The organism is Halomonas sp. PA16-9 (assembly GCF_009728585.1).
GTDB classification, from domain to species: Bacteria; Pseudomonadota; Gammaproteobacteria; order Pseudomonadales; family Halomonadaceae; genus Vreelandella; species Vreelandella titanicae.
On the sequence record NZ_CP040451.1, the window covers coordinates 24,164 to 39,147 of the forward strand.

The 14,984-nt window shown below is 56.8% G+C and carries 11 protein-coding genes, 1 other RNA gene and 3 pseudogenes; 8 read left to right on the forward strand and 7 right to left on the reverse strand.

What is annotated here, in order from left to right:
• Nucleotides 1-13 precede the first annotated feature (13 nt).
• Nucleotides 14-691, reverse strand: a pseudogene (rpiA, locus tag FDY98_RS00105) (ribose-5-phosphate isomerase RpiA).
• 175 nt (nt 692-866) lie between these two features.
• On the opposite strand from rpiA, the gene ilvA reads away from it, so the two are divergent.
• Nucleotides 867-2,381, forward strand: a complete 1,515-nt coding sequence (gene ilvA, locus FDY98_RS00110; protein ID WP_027958478.1) for a threonine ammonia-lyase, biosynthetic — start codon at nt 867-869, stop codon at nt 2,379-2,381.
• Nucleotides 2,382-2,784: 403 nt separating this feature from the next.
• Here ilvA and FDY98_RS00115 read toward each other — a convergent pair whose 3' ends face one another.
• The 3 genes from FDY98_RS00115 to FDY98_RS00125 form a co-directional block, all read right to left on the reverse strand.
• Nucleotides 2,785-3,441, reverse strand: coding sequence for a 5-formyltetrahydrofolate cyclo-ligase (locus tag FDY98_RS00115; RefSeq protein ID WP_009286373.1), 657 nt, complete (start codon nt 3,439-3,441; stop codon nt 2,785-2,787).
• A 47-nt stretch (nt 3,442-3,488) separates the two neighbouring features.
• Nucleotides 3,489-3,671: non-coding RNA, 6S RNA (gene ssrS / locus FDY98_RS00120), on the reverse strand.
• Between the two features lie 92 nt (nt 3,672-3,763).
• The gene (locus tag FDY98_RS00125; protein ID WP_022521011.1) at nt 3,764-4,063 is read right to left on the reverse strand and encodes a cell division protein ZapA; all 300 of its coding nucleotides are present in this window, start codon (nt 4,061-4,063) and stop codon (nt 3,764-3,766) included.
• A 181-nt stretch (nt 4,064-4,244) separates the two neighbouring features.
• Here FDY98_RS00125 and FDY98_RS00130 point away from each other — a divergent pair.
• From FDY98_RS00130 to FDY98_RS00145, 4 genes and pseudogenes are all read left to right on the forward strand, one after another.
• Nucleotides 4,245-4,822 (forward strand): annotated as a pseudogene (locus FDY98_RS00130) (UPF0149 family protein).
• 78 nt (nt 4,823-4,900) lie between these two features.
• The gene (gene pepP, locus FDY98_RS00135) at nt 4,901-6,202 is read left to right on the forward strand and encodes a Xaa-Pro aminopeptidase (protein ID WP_155705652.1); all 1,302 of its coding nucleotides are present in this window, start codon (nt 4,901-4,903) and stop codon (nt 6,200-6,202) included.
• A gap of 94 nt (nt 6,203-6,296) precedes the next feature.
• Nucleotides 6,297-7,526, forward strand: a complete 1,230-nt coding sequence (gene ubiH, locus FDY98_RS00140; protein ID WP_027958476.1) for a 2-octaprenyl-6-methoxyphenyl hydroxylase — start codon at nt 6,297-6,299, stop codon at nt 7,524-7,526.
• Nucleotides 7,527-7,567: 41 nt separating this feature from the next.
• On the forward strand, nt 7,568-8,848 hold the full coding sequence (locus FDY98_RS00145; protein ID WP_027958475.1) for a UbiH/UbiF/VisC/COQ6 family ubiquinone biosynthesis hydroxylase: 1,281 nt from the start codon (nt 7,568-7,570) through the stop codon (nt 8,846-8,848).
• A gap of 28 nt (nt 8,849-8,876) precedes the next feature.
• On the opposite strand, the gene FDY98_RS00150 is transcribed toward FDY98_RS00145, so the two are convergent.
• The 3 genes and pseudogenes from FDY98_RS00150 to gpmI all read right to left on the reverse strand — a co-directional run bounded on the left by FDY98_RS00150 (nt 8,877) and on the right by gpmI (nt 13,018).
• Nucleotides 8,877-10,193, reverse strand: coding sequence for a S41 family peptidase (locus tag FDY98_RS00150; protein ID WP_009286378.1), 1,317 nt, complete (start codon nt 10,191-10,193; stop codon nt 8,877-8,879).
• A 106-nt stretch (nt 10,194-10,299) separates the two neighbouring features.
• A complete protein-coding gene (locus tag FDY98_RS00155; protein WP_231500646.1) occupies nt 10,300-11,418 on the reverse strand; it encodes a murein hydrolase activator EnvC family protein in 1,119 nt (372 codons plus the stop codon).
• A gap of 23 nt (nt 11,419-11,441) precedes the next feature.
• A pseudogene (gpmI, locus tag FDY98_RS00160) lies at nt 11,442-13,018 on the reverse strand (2,3-bisphosphoglycerate-independent phosphoglycerate mutase).
• A 204-nt stretch (nt 13,019-13,222) separates the two neighbouring features.
• On the opposite strand from gpmI, the gene FDY98_RS00165 reads away from it, so the two are divergent.
• The 3 genes from FDY98_RS00165 to FDY98_RS00175 are packed head-to-tail and all read left to right on the forward strand — an operon-like array spanning nt 13,223 to nt 14,967.
• The gene (locus tag FDY98_RS00165) at nt 13,223-13,645 is read left to right on the forward strand and encodes a rhodanese-like domain-containing protein (protein ID WP_027958472.1); all 423 of its coding nucleotides are present in this window, start codon (nt 13,223-13,225) and stop codon (nt 13,643-13,645) included.
• 41 nt (nt 13,646-13,686) lie between these two features.
• Nucleotides 13,687-14,187 carry a protein-export chaperone SecB gene (secB, locus tag FDY98_RS00170; RefSeq protein ID WP_027958471.1) on the forward strand — a complete coding sequence of 167 codons (501 nt, stop codon included), beginning with the start codon at nt 13,687-13,689 and terminating at the stop codon, nt 14,185-14,187.
• Nucleotides 14,188-14,202: 15 nt separating this feature from the next.
• Entirely contained in the window at nt 14,203-14,967 is a 765-nt protein-coding gene (locus tag FDY98_RS00175; RefSeq protein ID WP_051430501.1) for a 16S rRNA (uracil(1498)-N(3))-methyltransferase, read from the forward strand.
• Nucleotides 14,968-14,984: the final 17 nt, after the last annotated feature.

The following is a 14,984-nucleotide window of genomic DNA, read 5'->3' on the forward strand; positions in this document are numbered from 1 at the left end:
TATCGAAGAATCTTTATTTAAGCGCTATGCGCTCCACGCCATCTTCTTTGCCCAGCAGCAGAACATCGGCGCCGCGGGCGGCAAACAAGCCATTGGTCACCACACCGACGATAGCGTTGATACGCGCCTCCATGGCTACCGGGTCTTCGATCATAAATTCAAAGCAGTCGATGATTTGGTTGCCATTATCGGTGACTACCCCCTGGCGATAAACCGGCTCGGCACCAAGCGCTACCAGCTCGCGGGCGACATAGGAGCGAGCCATGGGGATGACTTCTACCGGCAGCGGAAAATGACCTAACTGAGGCACTTACTTTGAGCCATCAGCAATGCAGATAAAGCGTTCGGCACAGGCAGCCACCACGATTTTCTCGCGGGTAAGCGCAGCACCGCCGCCTTTAATCATATGTAAGTTAGCATTTACTTCGTCCGCACCGTCGATGTAAAAAGGAACTGTGCCAACGCTATTGAGCTCAAAAACTTCAATGCCCAGTTTCTCAAGGCGCTCGGCACTTGCCTTAGAGCTCGCCACCGCGCCTTTAAAATGATGGCGCAGGGGCCCCAGGCGATCAATAAACAGGTTAGCCGTGGAGCCGGTGCCAATGCCTAAGATGGTATCCTTTTCCAACTGAGATTTAATTTCTGCAATGGCGGCGTCCGCCACGGCGGCCTTTAATTCATCCTGGTTCATAGCTTGGTTCATAAATAGCCTTGTGAGTCAGAGGAGAGTTAGAGAAAAGAGGTAGTGGCGTTAGTATAACGGCCTAAACGTTGCCTGCCGATGGAAACGCGGCTAGACGCCGCTATACGTAATCTGCTACCAATAAAAGCTTTGTCCGTTCACGTTCTTCCCTTGGGATACCCGCATGCTCGAAGCAACCGTCAAAAAGATCCTCCAAGCCCGCGTTTATGAAGCCGCTTGTGAGACCCCGATTTCCCCTGCACCCTTTTTGTCGCGTCGTTTCAACAACCAGATTTTGATTAAGCGCGAAGATCTACAGCCGGTGTTTTCGTTCAAAATCCGTGGCGCTTATAACAAAATGGCGCAGCTCACCCAGGATCAAAAAGATAAAGGCGTGATTGCCGCTTCCGCCGGTAACCATGCTCAAGGGCTGGCCATGGCCGCGAAGCTGATGGGTGTCAAAGCCGTCATTGTGATGCCGCGTATTACCCCCGATATCAAAGTGCAGGCGGTGCGCGCCCGGGGCGCCAAGGTCATCCTCAAAGGGGATGCCTTCGCTGCTGCAGCCGAGCATGCTCAAGAGCTGATCAAAGAGCACGGTTACACCTATATTCCGCCGTTTGACGATATTGATGTGGTGGCCGGTCAAGGCACCATCGGCGTGGAAATTCTGCGCCAACACGCTGGGCGCTTAGACGCCATCTTCGTGCCGGTTGGCGGCGGTGGTTTGATCGCCGGTGTCGCGGCCTATGTGAAGTACCTCCGCCCGGATATCAAAGTAATCGGTGTCGAAGCCGAAGACAGCGCCTGCCTCAAAGCCGCCTTAGAGGCGGGTGAGCGTGTGGTGCTCGAGCAAGTGGGTGTATTTGCCGAAGGCGTCGCGGTGGCACAAATTGGCGAGGTGCCGTTTTCGTTGATCAAAGATCTGATTGACGGCGTTATCACCGTCAATACCGATGAAATGTGTGCAGCGGTGAAAGATATTTTTGAAGATACCCGTGCCGTGGCGGAAATCTCTGGCGCGCTCTCGCTGGCAGGGCTAAAAAAATACGTGCAGCAGACCGGTGCCGAAGGCGAGACGCTGCTGTGCATTAACTCAGGCGCCAATACCAATTTTGATCGCCTACAGCACATTGCCGAGCGCACGGAACTAGGCGAGCAGCGTGAAGCGATCCTGGCGGTGACCATTGCCGAGAAACCCGGTAGCTTTAAGAAGTTTTGCCGCACGCTAGGCAAGCGTATGGTGACCGAGTTTAGCTATCGCTACGCTGACAGCAGTGAAGCGCATATCTATGTAGGCGTGCAGGTTAAGCCCGGCGGTGAAGATCGACAGGCAGTGATCGACAAGCTGCGTGAGAGTGGCTATCAAGTAGAAGACTTGACTGACAATGAGCTGGCGAAACTGCATATTCGTCACCTAAGTGGTGGCCGCCCCAGCGAACGTTTCGAAGAAGAGGTATACCGTTTTGAGTTCCCCGAGCGCCCCGGTGCGCTGATGAACTTTTTGACGCAGTTGCCACACGACTGGAACATCTCGCTATTTCATTATCGCAACCATGGCGCTGCCTACGGCCGAGTGTTGGTGGGAATGCAAGTCCCAAACGGTGACCGTACTCATGTGGCAGAGTACTTAGATGCCATCGGCTACCGTTACTGGCGTGAAAGCGATAATCCGGCCTACCGATTATTTATGGCTTAGCGCTGCCCTGCGGTAAGCATAAGACGTGCGTAAATAGTTGTGTGTAAGTGGTTGCTTACCTTTAACGTCAGAGCTGCTAGTAACATAACGTAACTTAATCCTCAGAAATGAGGCTAAAAAAGGTCGCTAAACTAGTTGTCAACGATGGCCTAATAGCCCTATAGTCGTGAACGAAATTAAGCAAATCTGCCACCCTTTTGAAACCGTAAAGTGTGGTGGATTTAGCACATTCGGCAACGGTAAAGGTGTTGGAGAAGCGGCATGCGGCGGAAGAAGCCTGATATGGTAATGGCGTTGATGGTGGTATTTGCATTAGGAGTGCTGGCTACCGGCTATGCGCAGGCGTTGTCGGGAAGCTAATTCCCCGCAAGGTGACAGATAGCAGACGAGAGGGGCTGATCCTTTATGGGGTCAGCCCTTTTTTATGGCCAGTTTTTAAGGACAGCGATTGCCGGCGAACGTAGCCTTGGTCACTGACCACCACCTGTAAAGGCACATCCCATGGCTCCACAGGCAGAGAAGCCACCTGTTGGCAGGCATGGGCGACGCCAATCAAAGTAGGCGATGGGCCGGGGCGGTGCATGAACGCTAAGCTGCGGTCGTAAAATCCACCCCCCATGCCCATGCGGTTTGCATTAGCATCAAATCCGACTAGCGGCACAATCAGCGTATCTAGCGCCCAAGTGGGCAGCCGATTACGCCGCTGGGCACTGAATCTCACGTCAGGCTCCCAAATACCAAAACGGTTTTTTATCATTGGGGTGTCAGGACGGTAGGCAACAAACCACAGGCGGTTAGCGCTAAACGGACGTAAAACCGGGAGATAAATATTGACGTTACGCTGACGTAGCCAGGGAATAAGCGGGGTAGGATCGATTTCGCCGTTGACAGGCAGATAAAGACTTAAGCGCCGTGCGCGGCGTATTTCAGGCAGGGTTTTCAATCGTTGGCACAAGCGCTGTGCCGCAAGGCGTTGCTCATGCTCAGAAAGGGCTCGGCGTTGGTGACGTAAAGAGCGGCGGAGCGCGCGCTTATCGTCGTCCAGATAGAGGCTTTCCATGCAGATATTCTTTTATCCTCTATATTTTCGCATAGCCTAGACTTTGGGTGTTCTCCAGAGTGCCGCTGTCATTCTGGCCCTGAACCTACTGGTTCAGGTGGGTGGCCGCAGCCAGACCGTCAGGCTTTCCGACGCACGGACATGCACACGGGCCTGGCTAGCATTTGGCCCCCTGGGTATTACGCATAGGCTCGAGGGACTATAACGACTGGCGTACACCCCAGAGAACCCCGCCATCCTAACAGAGCGACGGCTAATGCCAAAGGTCTGGGTTAAACGTTCGCCGAGTCTTTAGATCGTTGACAGCGCTTTCAGGTAAAGCCTAAGACTGGCGCGTTTTGGATAATGCCCGCTCAAGACGCTCATTTAAACGGTTCAGGCTCTCTTCACCGGCACGGTGCTCATCCATGGCTTCAAGAAGTTCGTGGGTGATATTGAGGGCCGCCATGATCGCCACACGCTCACTCCCCAGCACGCTGCTTTGGGCATTGATACCCTGCATGGCGCGGTCTAAGTAGCGCGCGGCGCGATCAAGTTTGGCTTCTTCGCCCGTGTCGCAGGCAATGATATAGCCGCGCCCTAATAGGGTTATTTCTTTGGTTGGCCGCTTGGCGTTGCTCATCAAAGACTCCAGCACGGGCCAGCAAGGGGCCCAATGCGTTAACATCACAGCATAGGAAGATAGGTGTCACTCACTATAAGAGAGGCACTTGTGCGCGGTCAACGCGCGGGCGAGTGCATCTCGTACCATTGCCGCCACCCTATCCCCCACACGCCCAGTAAATACGAGGTTATTAAATACTATGTCATTGATTGATGAGCGTCAGGACTTCTCCGATGTCGCAGATGTCTTTCTTCTCCATGGCAGCATGCAGTCGCCGGCTTTTTGGATGGCCGCTTATGTGCGCTGCTGGCGTTACGCGATGTGAATGCAGAGGCTTGGTTGGACGAAGTCTGCCAGAGCCTTGGTGTTGAGCAGCCCCGCGATCAGGCAAGTGCCGAGCGGCTATTAGGCTGGCGGCGGCAAACCGTAGAGGCGCTTAGCGCCAGCGACCTGGACTATACCCCACTGCTACCCGACGAGCTGTTCTCCCTGGGCGAGCAGGCGCAGGGTCTTAAAGAGTGGACGCTGGGCTTTATTGAGGTGGTCGATGAAGTGGCCGACAACGAGCTGCGCGAGCGTTGGTCTCAGGCGCTCCGTGAGGCGATTGATGACTTGCAGGCGCTGGGTCGGATAGATACCGATATCGACGACAGCCCCGAAAACGAAAACGATCTGTTTGCGCTTACCGAGCATGCCCGCATGGCCGCTATGCTGCTGTATACCGAGCAGCACCCCGGTATGCCGCAAGTCGAGCAAACTGACGCACCCGTTCACTAATCCCGTTGCCTAGATAGGAGCCGCTATGCTGTCCGACTCTGTGTTGCCTACGTTGTTACCCGCCCCCCTGCGATCAGTATGGGCGAGTACCGCCACCGCCGTGACGCCTTAATGGCCCAGCTGCCGGATAACGCAGCGGTGGTGCTCCCCGGTGCCGGACTGATGACCCGTTCACGGGATAGTGAATTTGCCTTCCGTCAGAACAGCGATTTTTACTACCTGACGGGCATACACGAACCAGATGCACTGCTGTTGCTGCTACCAGGACGCGCTGAAGGTGAAAGCGTGGTGTTCTGTCAGGATCGCGACCCCACCATGGAAGCCTGGACAGGGCGCCGTTTGGGTGCCGAAGGCGTGGTCGCTGATTACGGCATCGATCAGGCGTTTGAAAACGCAGTACGTGATGAGCGGCTACCTGAACTGTTGGCAGGTCGTGAGCTACTTTATCTGCCCCTAGACAATGCTGAAGCTGTCAGCATGGCTGAAGATGCTTTACATGAAGCCCTGGTCGGGCTTAGACGCGGTCGGCCGCCGCTAAAAGGTTGGCTGGATATCAGCCCGTTGGTTCACGCCATGCGGCTGATCAAAAGCAATGCTGAAATTGCCCTGCTCAGACATGCGGCACTGATATCTGCCCATGCTCACCGGCGCGCCATGCAGGTGGCGCGCCCAGGGCTGAGCGAATTTCAGCTCCAGGCAGAGTTAGAGCATGAGTTTGTCTGGCATGGGGCCAGTGGCCCTGCCTACAGTACGATTGTGGGGAGCGGTGCCAACGCCTGCGTACTGCACTATATTGAAAACAGCGCACCGCTGTGTGAAGACGGCTTGGTGCTGATCGATGCAGGTGCCGAGTTTGAGTTATATGCTGGTGATATCACCCGCACATTCCCGGTGTCCGGGCAGTTCAATGATGCCCAGCGGGCGCTCTACCAAGTGGTGCTCAACGCCCAGCAGCGCGCTGTGAGTGCCGTCCAGCCGGGTGCCACCCTTGCTGATATCCACCAGGGCGTGGTGCATGACTTAACTGCCGGGCTGATTGAGCTTGGCCTGCTGGAAGGCGACGTTCAGGCGCGCATCGATGATGAGAGTTATCGACGTTTTTACCTGCACTCAACGTCACACTGGTTGGGGCTGGATGTGCACGATGTCGGCACTTACCGGTTGGATGAGCAAACACCTCGGCCACTGGTTGCAGGTATGGTGCTCACCGTGGAGCCTGGCCTGTATATTCCTAGTGAAGACGATATTCCTGATGCCTATCAGGGTATTGGTATTCGTATTGAGGACAATGTGGTCGTCACTAACGAAGGCCATGAAGTACTGACCGCCGACGTGCCTAAACAGGTCGTTGAAATCGAAGCATTGATGGCTAAAAAGTAACCAGTCATCAATGTCTATAAAAGTCTTTATGTAAATTACGTTACGAAATTATTATTACCTCTTTATGAGTCGGCGTCGTGGCCGGGAGAAGCCAATGCAGCAGTCTAATCAGGCGGTTAAGGGAGCGCTGACGCATGACATTGTGATTGTGGGCGGGGGGCTGGTAGGCGCCAGCTTAGGCTGCGCCCTGGCGCCGCTGATTGAACGCTATGGCTGGCGTGTGGCGATCATTGAGTCGGCGCCTATGGCTGTTCAGCCACAGGAAACGACCTGGCAGCCCAGTTTTGATGCCCGGGCCAGTGCGATTGCAGAAGGTTCAGCCCAGCGCTTCCAACAGTTGGGTGTGTGGGAAGCGATGCGTGATGAGGCCACGCCTATCAAACGTATTCATATCAGTGAGCGAGGCCGCTTAGGAGCGACACGGCTGAGCGCTGACGAGCTGGGCGTCGCCGCGCTGGGGCATGTAATCCCCAATGCGTGGATGGGCCGTGTGCTGCACCAACGGCTTGCCCAACTGCCGCTGGAGTGGCACTGCCCGGCGAAGGTTGAGCTACTTACCCCCGTAGCTAATGGGCATGAGCTGCATCTCTCAGACGGTAGCCAGTTGAAGGCAGGACTGACGGTATTGGCAGATGGGGGACGCTCCGGTCTTAAAGAGCAGTTAGGCATTGGCAGCCGCCATGAATCTTACCAGCAGACGGCGCTGATCGCTCACGTGGGGGTAAGCCAGCCCCACATGGGCGTCGCTTATGAGCGCTTTACCTCCCAAGGGCCAATGGCGCTGTTGCCGCTCCCCGGCCAGGCCATGGAGCTAATCTGGACGCACCCCAGTGGTAGCGAACAAGCGCGTATGGCGCTTCCCGAGCGTGAATTCCTGCTGCAACTTCAGCGTGCCTTTGGCGACCGAGTGGGTCGCTTTACCCGGGTCGGCACCCGGCACGCTTATCCGCTTTCACTGGTCACCGCTGAAGAACCGGTGCGTCCAGGGCTGGCGGTATTGGGTAACGCTGCCCACGCTTTGCACCCGGTCGCGGGGCAGGGGTTCAACTTGGCCCTGCGTGGGGTAATGGATCTGGTCGAAGCGCTGGAGCAGGGTGAGCAGGCCAAGCGGCCGTTGGGCGATATGAGTACGCTGCAAGCCTTTGAGAAGCAGCGCTCCCGAGACCGCGCCAATGTGATTCGCTTTAGCGACGGCCTGGTGCGGCTATTCGGGCTCTCCTTCCCGCTGTTGCCCAATGCCCGGGCCGCGGGGTTAATCGGCTTGAATCTGGTTGGGCCCCTGCGGCGAGGGCTGGCTCGACGCGCCATGGGCTTAGAACGTTAAGCTTATACATCCTAGGCCATGAATATGAACAAGGGAACGCTATGCATACGGACTCATCCATTGCGAAGCCGCCAGTGGAAAGCTTTGAAGCGATTATTGTTGGCGGTGGCATGGTCGGTACCGCACTCTGCGCGCTGTTAGCCCAGGCGGGCATGCAGGTAGCGCTTGTTGAGGCAAAGCCCGCGCCGTTAAGCCTTGAGAATGCCACTAGCCAGCTGCCAGCCCCGCGGGTTAGCGCGTTAACGCCGGTCTCTCAACGCTTGCTAACCCATGTGGGCGCTTGGCCCGCGATGCAGAAAACCCGGGTAACGCCCTACCAAGGCATGCAGGTATGGGATGCCGAAGGGAGTGGTGAAATCGCCTTCTCCGCCGACGAGGCGGGAGTAGCCGTACTGGGCCATATTGTTGAGAATGCGGTCACGCTGGCCGCGCTCAATCATCAGGTCGTTGAGCATCCCAATGTCACCCCATTTTTTGGCGCTCGCCTACAGGCGCTGCAGCGCCCAAGCTCATATCCTTCAAAGCAAGCCTCAAGTGGCGACTGGCTGATACTTGACGATGGGCGACAGCTACATGCGCCGTTAATCATCGCCGCAGATGGTGCCCACTCGGTGCTGCGCGAAATGGCCGGTATTGAGGTGGCCAGCGACGATATGCAGCAGGAGGCAGTGGTAACCACCGTTACGTGCGCCAAGTCCCATGGTGGCGCTGCTCGGCAAGCGTTTATTGATGGTCGCCCACTGGCGTTTCTGCCGTTAACCGTGGAAGGGAATGACCATTACTGCTCAATCGTATGGTCAACCACGCCGGAGCACGCCGCTGAACTGAGTGAACTGCCCCGCGAAGCGCTTGGGGAGGCACTGGGGAGAGCATTTGGTCATCGCCTAGGTGAGGTAACGGTCTGCGATAAAGCCCACCGTTTTCCGTTAGTGCAGCGCCATGCCCGCCACTATGTGCAGCCGCATTTTGCTCTGGTGGGCGACGCTGCCCACAACATTCACCCGCTGGCGGGTCAGGGCGTCAATTTAGGCCTTATGGATGCGGCGGTCTTGGCAGAAGAGGTGGTGCATGCCTGGCAGCGCGGCGCGCCCTGGGGAGAGTTAAGCACCTTGAAGCGCTATGAGCGCCGGCGGCGCTTTGATAACAGTGCCATGCTGGGGCTGATGAAGGGCTTTAAAGTACTGTTCGGCAGCCACGATCCGGCGTTGACGCTGGCGCGTAACCTGGGGATGAGTGGCATGAACCAGTTGGTGCCACTAAAGCGGGTATTGATGCGGCAGGCGACCGGGGAGCGCGGCCGCCTGCCGCTTAGCTGTCGTTAAACCGGGCTGTCGTTAAATCAGGTTGCCGTCAACGCCGTTGACGGTCGACTACGTTGAGTGCTTTAAGCAGATTAAGCGCCTCGCTGAGTTGGTAATCATTGAGTAGTCGCTCGGCCATCTCCTGGCGATCCCGTGGCGCCTGCTGAGCGCTTAGGTGGCCCTCGAGGTCGGCTTCACGAATCTCCCGGCGGCTCTCGGCGACTTCCAAGCGACCACGCACAACGTCTACATCGGGCTCAATGCCTTGGGCCTGAATGGAGCGACCGTTGGGAGTGTAGTAGAGCGCCGTGGTAAGTTTGAGTCCTTCGCCATTACCGAGTGGCATAATCTGCTGCACTGAACCTTTACCAAAACTATCGGTGCCCATAATCACACCACGCCGCTGATCCTGCAGCGCCCCGGCGACGATTTCCGCCGCTGACGCACTGCCACCATTGATCAACACGACCAGCGGCACATCGGCAGCGGGCGTGGTGGGTGAGGCAGAGAACGACATTTCGGTATCTGAGAGGCGCCCCTCGGTATACACGATCAAGCCCTCATCCAGGAACAGGTCGGCAATGCCGACGGCGGCCTGTAGCACCCCACCGGGGTTATTACGTAAATCGAGTATCAACCCTTCTAAAGGCTGTTCGCGAGCCATAAGCTCAAGCGCATCGCGCGCCTGTTCCGGTGTGCGCGACTGAAACTGACTAACGCGCAGGTAGCCATAACCGGGCTCGAGCAGCTCATGTTTAACGCTTTCGCTGCGAATAACCTCGCGGGTCAGAATAAATTCCCGCGGCGAATCTTCGCCTGAACGCAGCACGCTAATGCGTAGATCGGTGCCCGGCTCACCGCGCATCAGGGTGACGGCCTCTTGCAGCGACATGCTGTCGGTGGGGGTGCCATCAATGGCGACGATAATATCGCGAGAAAGTAGCCCCGCGCGGGAAGCGGGGGTGTCGTCGATAGGCGTAATCACCATGAGCTGACCATTCTCGGTGCCCACCTCGATACCGATGCCGCCAAATTCGCCCTGAGTCGACTCGCGCAGACTCTGGTACTCCTCCTCATCCAAGTAGGCGGAGTGGGGATCTAGCTCGCTCAGCATGCCGCGCATAGCGTTGCGAAGCAGCGTACTGTCATCGACCTCCTCAACGTAGGCACGCTTAATGCGCTCAAACACCTCGGCGAAGGTCTGAATATCTTCCAGGGGTAGTTGGTCGTAGGATGGCTCATCCACGGCACCGCTACCGGCTGGCTGGGCGAGCAACGGTAGCGGGGCCGCCAGTAAAGCAATCGGGAGCAGGGTAGCCAAGAAGCGCTTGGCGGGGGCTGATACCCCGGTAACTGATAGCGTCATGCAGACTCCGCAGGGCGATAGGTGGCGCCATAGCGCGCACCCTGTCGTGGAAAGTGTTTAGTTGAAAATGAACATTGAGACATCAATAGTCATGCAGCTTATCCCGTCAGCGACGCGCAATCCAACGCTGTGGATTAATTGGTTCACCCCCGCGGCGAACTTCGAAGTAGAGCGCCGCGCGGGTTTGACCACCGCTATCACCTACGCGACCAATTTCATCACCGCGACTGACCTGCTGACCAGGCCTGACGCTAAACTGTTGCAGGTGAGCATGCAGCGTCATGATCTGGTCACCGTGGTCGATAATCAACAAGTTACCAAACCCCCGCATCCAGTCAGCGAATACCACCCGGCCAGTGTGTACGGCAGTGACCGGGGTGCCCGCGCTGGCCTGAATCACAATACCGTTATAGTGCACGCCGTCGCGATGGTGAAAACTGCTGCTGATTGAACCCTGTACCGGCCAAGGCAAATCACCTTGGGTGCTTACAATATGCGTAGTAGGCGTGGGTTCAGCAAGTTTTGCCATCTCCGCCTGGATATTACGGAGTACCCTTTCGGCCTCTTCGCGGCTCTGATTGAGGTCGGCCAGCCGCTCCTCTTCGCTTCCGTAGCGGTCATCCAGATTGGAAACAACGCCTCGCCGTTCGGTGGTGCGTTGGGCTAACAGCGCGCTTTGCTCTTCTAACTCGTCGGCCAGCGTATCGAGGCGGGCCTGCCGCTCGCTTAGTTCCTCCTGAGTATCGGAGAGCGCCGTATCGAGGCGGGCGATAGCATTTAAGCGGCGATTGCGTGCTTCGGTCAGCCGATTCATATACGCCTGCATACGATCAAGCTCGGACGGGTCGCCCTGGTTAAGCAGCAGTTTGAGCTGCGGCGTTGGGCCAAGGCGGTAAAGCGCTGAGAGCTGCTGGCCCAAGGCTGCATATTGATCGGCACGCTCGCTCTCCAGTCGGTCACGATGTTGACGGAGCTGGGTCGTTTCATCATTCAACTGGCGGCGCTCAGCTTGTAGCGTGTCTAAGCGCTGATGAGTCTCGGCAAGTTTGGTTTCGACTTCCTTGAGCTCGCGTTCGGCGTTATCGCGGGCCTCGCCAGTGGCGCTGAGGCGTTGGGCAACGGACTCGATCTCTTGGCCAATCGCATCCAATTGCCGGCGCGCCGCATTTTCATCCTGTTGGGCGAATCCCGCTGGCGCATAACTTATCGCCAGCAGGAGGGTCATTGCCAAATAGCACCGATTAGACATTACTTATAATGGATCAGTGGTTTACCCGTCATCGCCTCGGGCTGTTTCTGATCCATCATGGTCAACAGCGTGGGGGCCAGGTCGCATAGTTTGCCCTCTTCAAGCGAGGCCGCACGTTCGCCGACGTAAATAAGCGGCACCACAAAGGTGGTGTGGGCGGTTTGCGGTGCGCCGGTTTCGGGATGAACCATCTGTTCGGCATTACCGTGGTCGGCGGTAATTAAGCAGGCGCCGCCTGCACACTCGATGGCTTCAACGACACGACCCACGCAGGTATCGACGGTCTCAATGGCTTTTACCGCCGCATTGAAGTCGCCGGTGTGGCCGACCATATCACCGTTGGCGTAGTTACAAACGATCAGGTCGAAGCTGCCGCCGTCAATGGCATCGACAAGCTTATCGGTAATCTCAAAGGCGCTCATTTCAGGTTTTTCGTCGTAGGTGCGCACATCACGGGGAGAGGGCACGAGGATGCGCTCTTCGCCTTCGTACTCGGCTTCGTTACCGCCTGAAAAGAAGAACGTCACGTGGGGATACTTTTCGGTTTCGGCAATACGCAGCTGTTTCAAGCCACGCTTGGCGACGACCTCCCCCAGGGTGTCATTGAGATCCGATGGCGGGAAGGCGGCAGGCGCAGGAATGTCAGCGGCGTACTGGGTCATCATTACCAGCCCTTTACCGGCAAGCTTAGGGCATGCCCGCCGCTCGAAACCGTTGAAATCCGGCTCGGCAAAGGCACGAGTTAACTCACGGGCGCGGTCGGAGCGGAAGTTAAGGAAAATCGCTGCATCGCCATCCTGCAAAGTAACTGCTTTTTTTTGGAACCGTCTTTGAGCGGTATGCTGCTAGCCGCCACAAATTCATCGGTTTCACCACGCTGATAGGCGTCACGCAGTGCGGTTTCAGCGCTGGTGGCGTAGTACTCTGCTTGGCCATCGGTAAGCAGACGGTAGGCCTGCTCGACGCGCTCCCAGCGGTTGTCGCGATCCATGGCGTAGAAACGGCCAATAATCGAGGCGACAAAGCCATTGTCAGCGCCCACCAGCTCGGCCAGGCGAGCATTGGCGCGCTCTATCGAGGCCAGCGCACTTTGCGGTGGCATATCACGACCATCGAGAAAGGCATGAATAAAAATACGCTGGGCCCCACGGCGTGCCGCAAGTTCGGCCATGGCAATAAAGTGGTCTTCATGGCTGTGGACGCCGCCGGGGGAGAGCAGGCCAATCAAGTGTACCGGCCGGCCATTGGCGACAGCCTCGTTAATCGGCTGGGTGAGGTTGTCATTAACATCCAGGTCGCCGTCTTCAATCGCCTTGCTGATACGGGTAAAGTCCTGATAAACGATACGTCCGGCACCAATATTCATATGGCCAACTTCAGAGTTGCCCATCTGGCCATCGGGAAGCCCCACGTTAAGGCCATCGGTGTGAACGAAGGCGTGAGGGCGGCTTTCCCACAGTTTATCCATTGTCGGCGTATGGGCAGCGGCCACCGCATTATGGTCGCTCTCGGGGTTGTGGCCGTAGCCGTCGAGAATAATCAGCGCCACGGGGCGCGGGGTGCGAGAAGTATCCATAAAAAAACCTCGTTAAGATTGGCAAGCCGAACGACTCGAAAATTCGGGGTCGCGACAGGCGCACGCTTGGGGCATCATAACGCAGGCAACTGCCAGGCGTCATGAGTTAGGCCTGCGCGGGAAGCTATCTGACGTGTATACTTGTCGCGTTTTGGCAGCGGTTAGGCCGCTTTTTTCTGCATAGACCAAGAGATTGTGTTCGCGATGATCGATCAGGTGTTCGAATTCGTACAGAACCACCCCCTGCTAGTTGGGGCATTTTTGCTGGTGCTGATAGCGTGGATTATTTATGAAACGCGCAGCGCCGCCACGAATGCACTGACTGCCTCGCAGGCCACTCAGCTTATCAACCGCGAAGACGCGGTGGTGCTGGATATCCGTGAAAACAAAGACTTCAAAGCCGGGCATATCGCGGGGGCGCGCAACATTCCGCAGAGCAACCTCGATAGCCGCATGAGCGAACTGGATAAAGTAAAAGCCCAGCCGGTCATCGTGGTTTGCAAGCACGGTCAGAGTTCTGGCGCCGCACAGGCCAAGCTCACCAAAGCAGGCTTTGAGCGTGCTTACAAGTTGAGAGGCGGTATGGCGCAGTGGCAAGGCGACGGCCTTCCGGTGGTTAAAAAGTAAGCAACGCTACCTTTATTTAATGAACAATCAGGAGTTTTCTCATGGCGGAAGATAACAACACCCCGCAGGCTGGTGCCGCGGCGGACGAAAAACCGCAGCTCAAATTCTCGCTGCAGCGTATTTATGTAAAAGATATTTCGTTTGAAGCGCCCAATTCACCTTCGGTGTTTAAGCAGGCGTTCAAACCCAAGGTGAACCTGGATCTTAATACCACCAGCACTAAAATTGCTGATGACCAGTATGAAGTGGTGGTCAAAGTTACTGCCCAGGTGAACGACAACGAAACCGGTACCACCTCTTTCCTGGCGGAAGTGGAGCAAGCGGGCCTTTTCCGTATTGCCGGTATTGAAGGTGCGCAGTTGGATCAAACCCTAGGCGCTTTCTGCCCTAACCTGCTGTTCCCCTACGCCCGCGAGTGCGTGGATAACCTGGTCAACCGTGGTGGTTTCCCGCCACTGATGCTGGCACCGGTTAACTTCGAAGCGATGTACGCCCAGCGTAAGCAGCGCGAAGCTAAGCAAGCCGCCGAAAACACTCACTAAGCGATGCCAAAAGCCATGTCAGAAACGCACGCCGCTGATTGGTACGCCCTGCATGGCAAAATGCCACGTCTCTATGTGCCTGCTGCTTTCGTAGCAGGCAGAGAACTTGCATTGCCTGACGGCCCGGTGCGTCATATCACCCGCGTGTTGCGCATGGGCGAAGGTGCACCGTTGGTGCTATTTGATGGCCAAGGTCTTGAGGCGGGGGTGCGCTTGGCGGACGTTAGCCGCAAGCAGACGCTCGTGCGGGTCGAAGCGGTATGGTCGGGCAGTGGTGAATCGCCGCTGTCTGTCCATTTAGGCCAGGCCATCTCTAAAGGCGACCGAATGGATTATGCCATTCAGAAGGCCGTCGAGTTGGGCGTTGCGGCAATTACTCCACTGTATACCGAGCGCGGTGATGTGCGCTTAAAGGGCGACCGTGAAGATAAAAAGCTCGCCCACTGGCAGGCAGTGGCGGCCAGTGCCTGCGAGCAGAGTGGCCGTGCGGTGGTGCCCCAAGTGCATTCACCGATGCCGTTATCAGCATGGCTTGAAGAGCGCCAGGAGCCGCTGCGCTTGATGCTGCATCTAGCGACCGGCAATGCGTTTGATCGCCAAGACCGACCGGCTTCGGTAGCGCTGCTTATCGGCCCTGAAGGCGGTTTAAGCGAGAGTGATATCGCCGCTGCCCAAACCGCTGACTTTACGCCGCTGACTCTTGGCCCACGGGTTTTGCGTACGGAGACGGCACCGGTGGTGGCGCTTTCGTTGCTGCAGCACTACTTTGGTGATTTGTAAGTACTTACTATCAATCG

Bases quoted from the DNA above. Each gene is read 5' to 3' on its own strand.
- ilvA (WP_027958478.1), top strand. From the start codon at position 867: ATGCTCGAAGCAACCGTCAAAAAGATCCTCCAAGCCCGCGTTTATGAA.
- FDY98_RS00115 (WP_009286373.1), bottom strand. From the start codon at position 3,441: ATGGAAAGCCTCTATCTGGACGACGATAAGCGCGCGCTCCGCCGCTCT.
- FDY98_RS00125 (WP_022521011.1), bottom strand. From the start codon at position 4,063: ATGAGCAACGCCAAGCGGCCAACCAAAGAAATAACCCTATTAGGGCGC.
- pepP (WP_155705652.1), top strand. From the start codon at position 4,901: ATGGGCGAGTACCGCCACCGCCGTGACGCCTTAATGGCCCAGCTGCCG.
- ubiH (WP_027958476.1), top strand. From the start codon at position 6,297: ATGCAGCAGTCTAATCAGGCGGTTAAGGGAGCGCTGACGCATGACATT.
- FDY98_RS00145 (WP_027958475.1), top strand. From the start codon at position 7,568: ATGCATACGGACTCATCCATTGCGAAGCCGCCAGTGGAAAGCTTTGAA.
- FDY98_RS00150 (WP_009286378.1), bottom strand. From the start codon at position 10,193: ATGACGCTATCAGTTACCGGGGTATCAGCCCCCGCCAAGCGCTTCTTG.
- FDY98_RS00155 (WP_231500646.1), bottom strand. From the start codon at position 11,418: ATGACCCTCCTGCTGGCGATAAGTTATGCGCCAGCGGGATTCGCCCAA.
- FDY98_RS00165 (WP_027958472.1), top strand. From the start codon at position 13,223: ATGATCGATCAGGTGTTCGAATTCGTACAGAACCACCCCCTGCTAGTT.
- secB (WP_027958471.1), top strand. From the start codon at position 13,687: ATGGCGGAAGATAACAACACCCCGCAGGCTGGTGCCGCGGCGGACGAA.
- FDY98_RS00175 (WP_051430501.1), top strand. From the start codon at position 14,203: ATGTCAGAAACGCACGCCGCTGATTGGTACGCCCTGCATGGCAAAATG.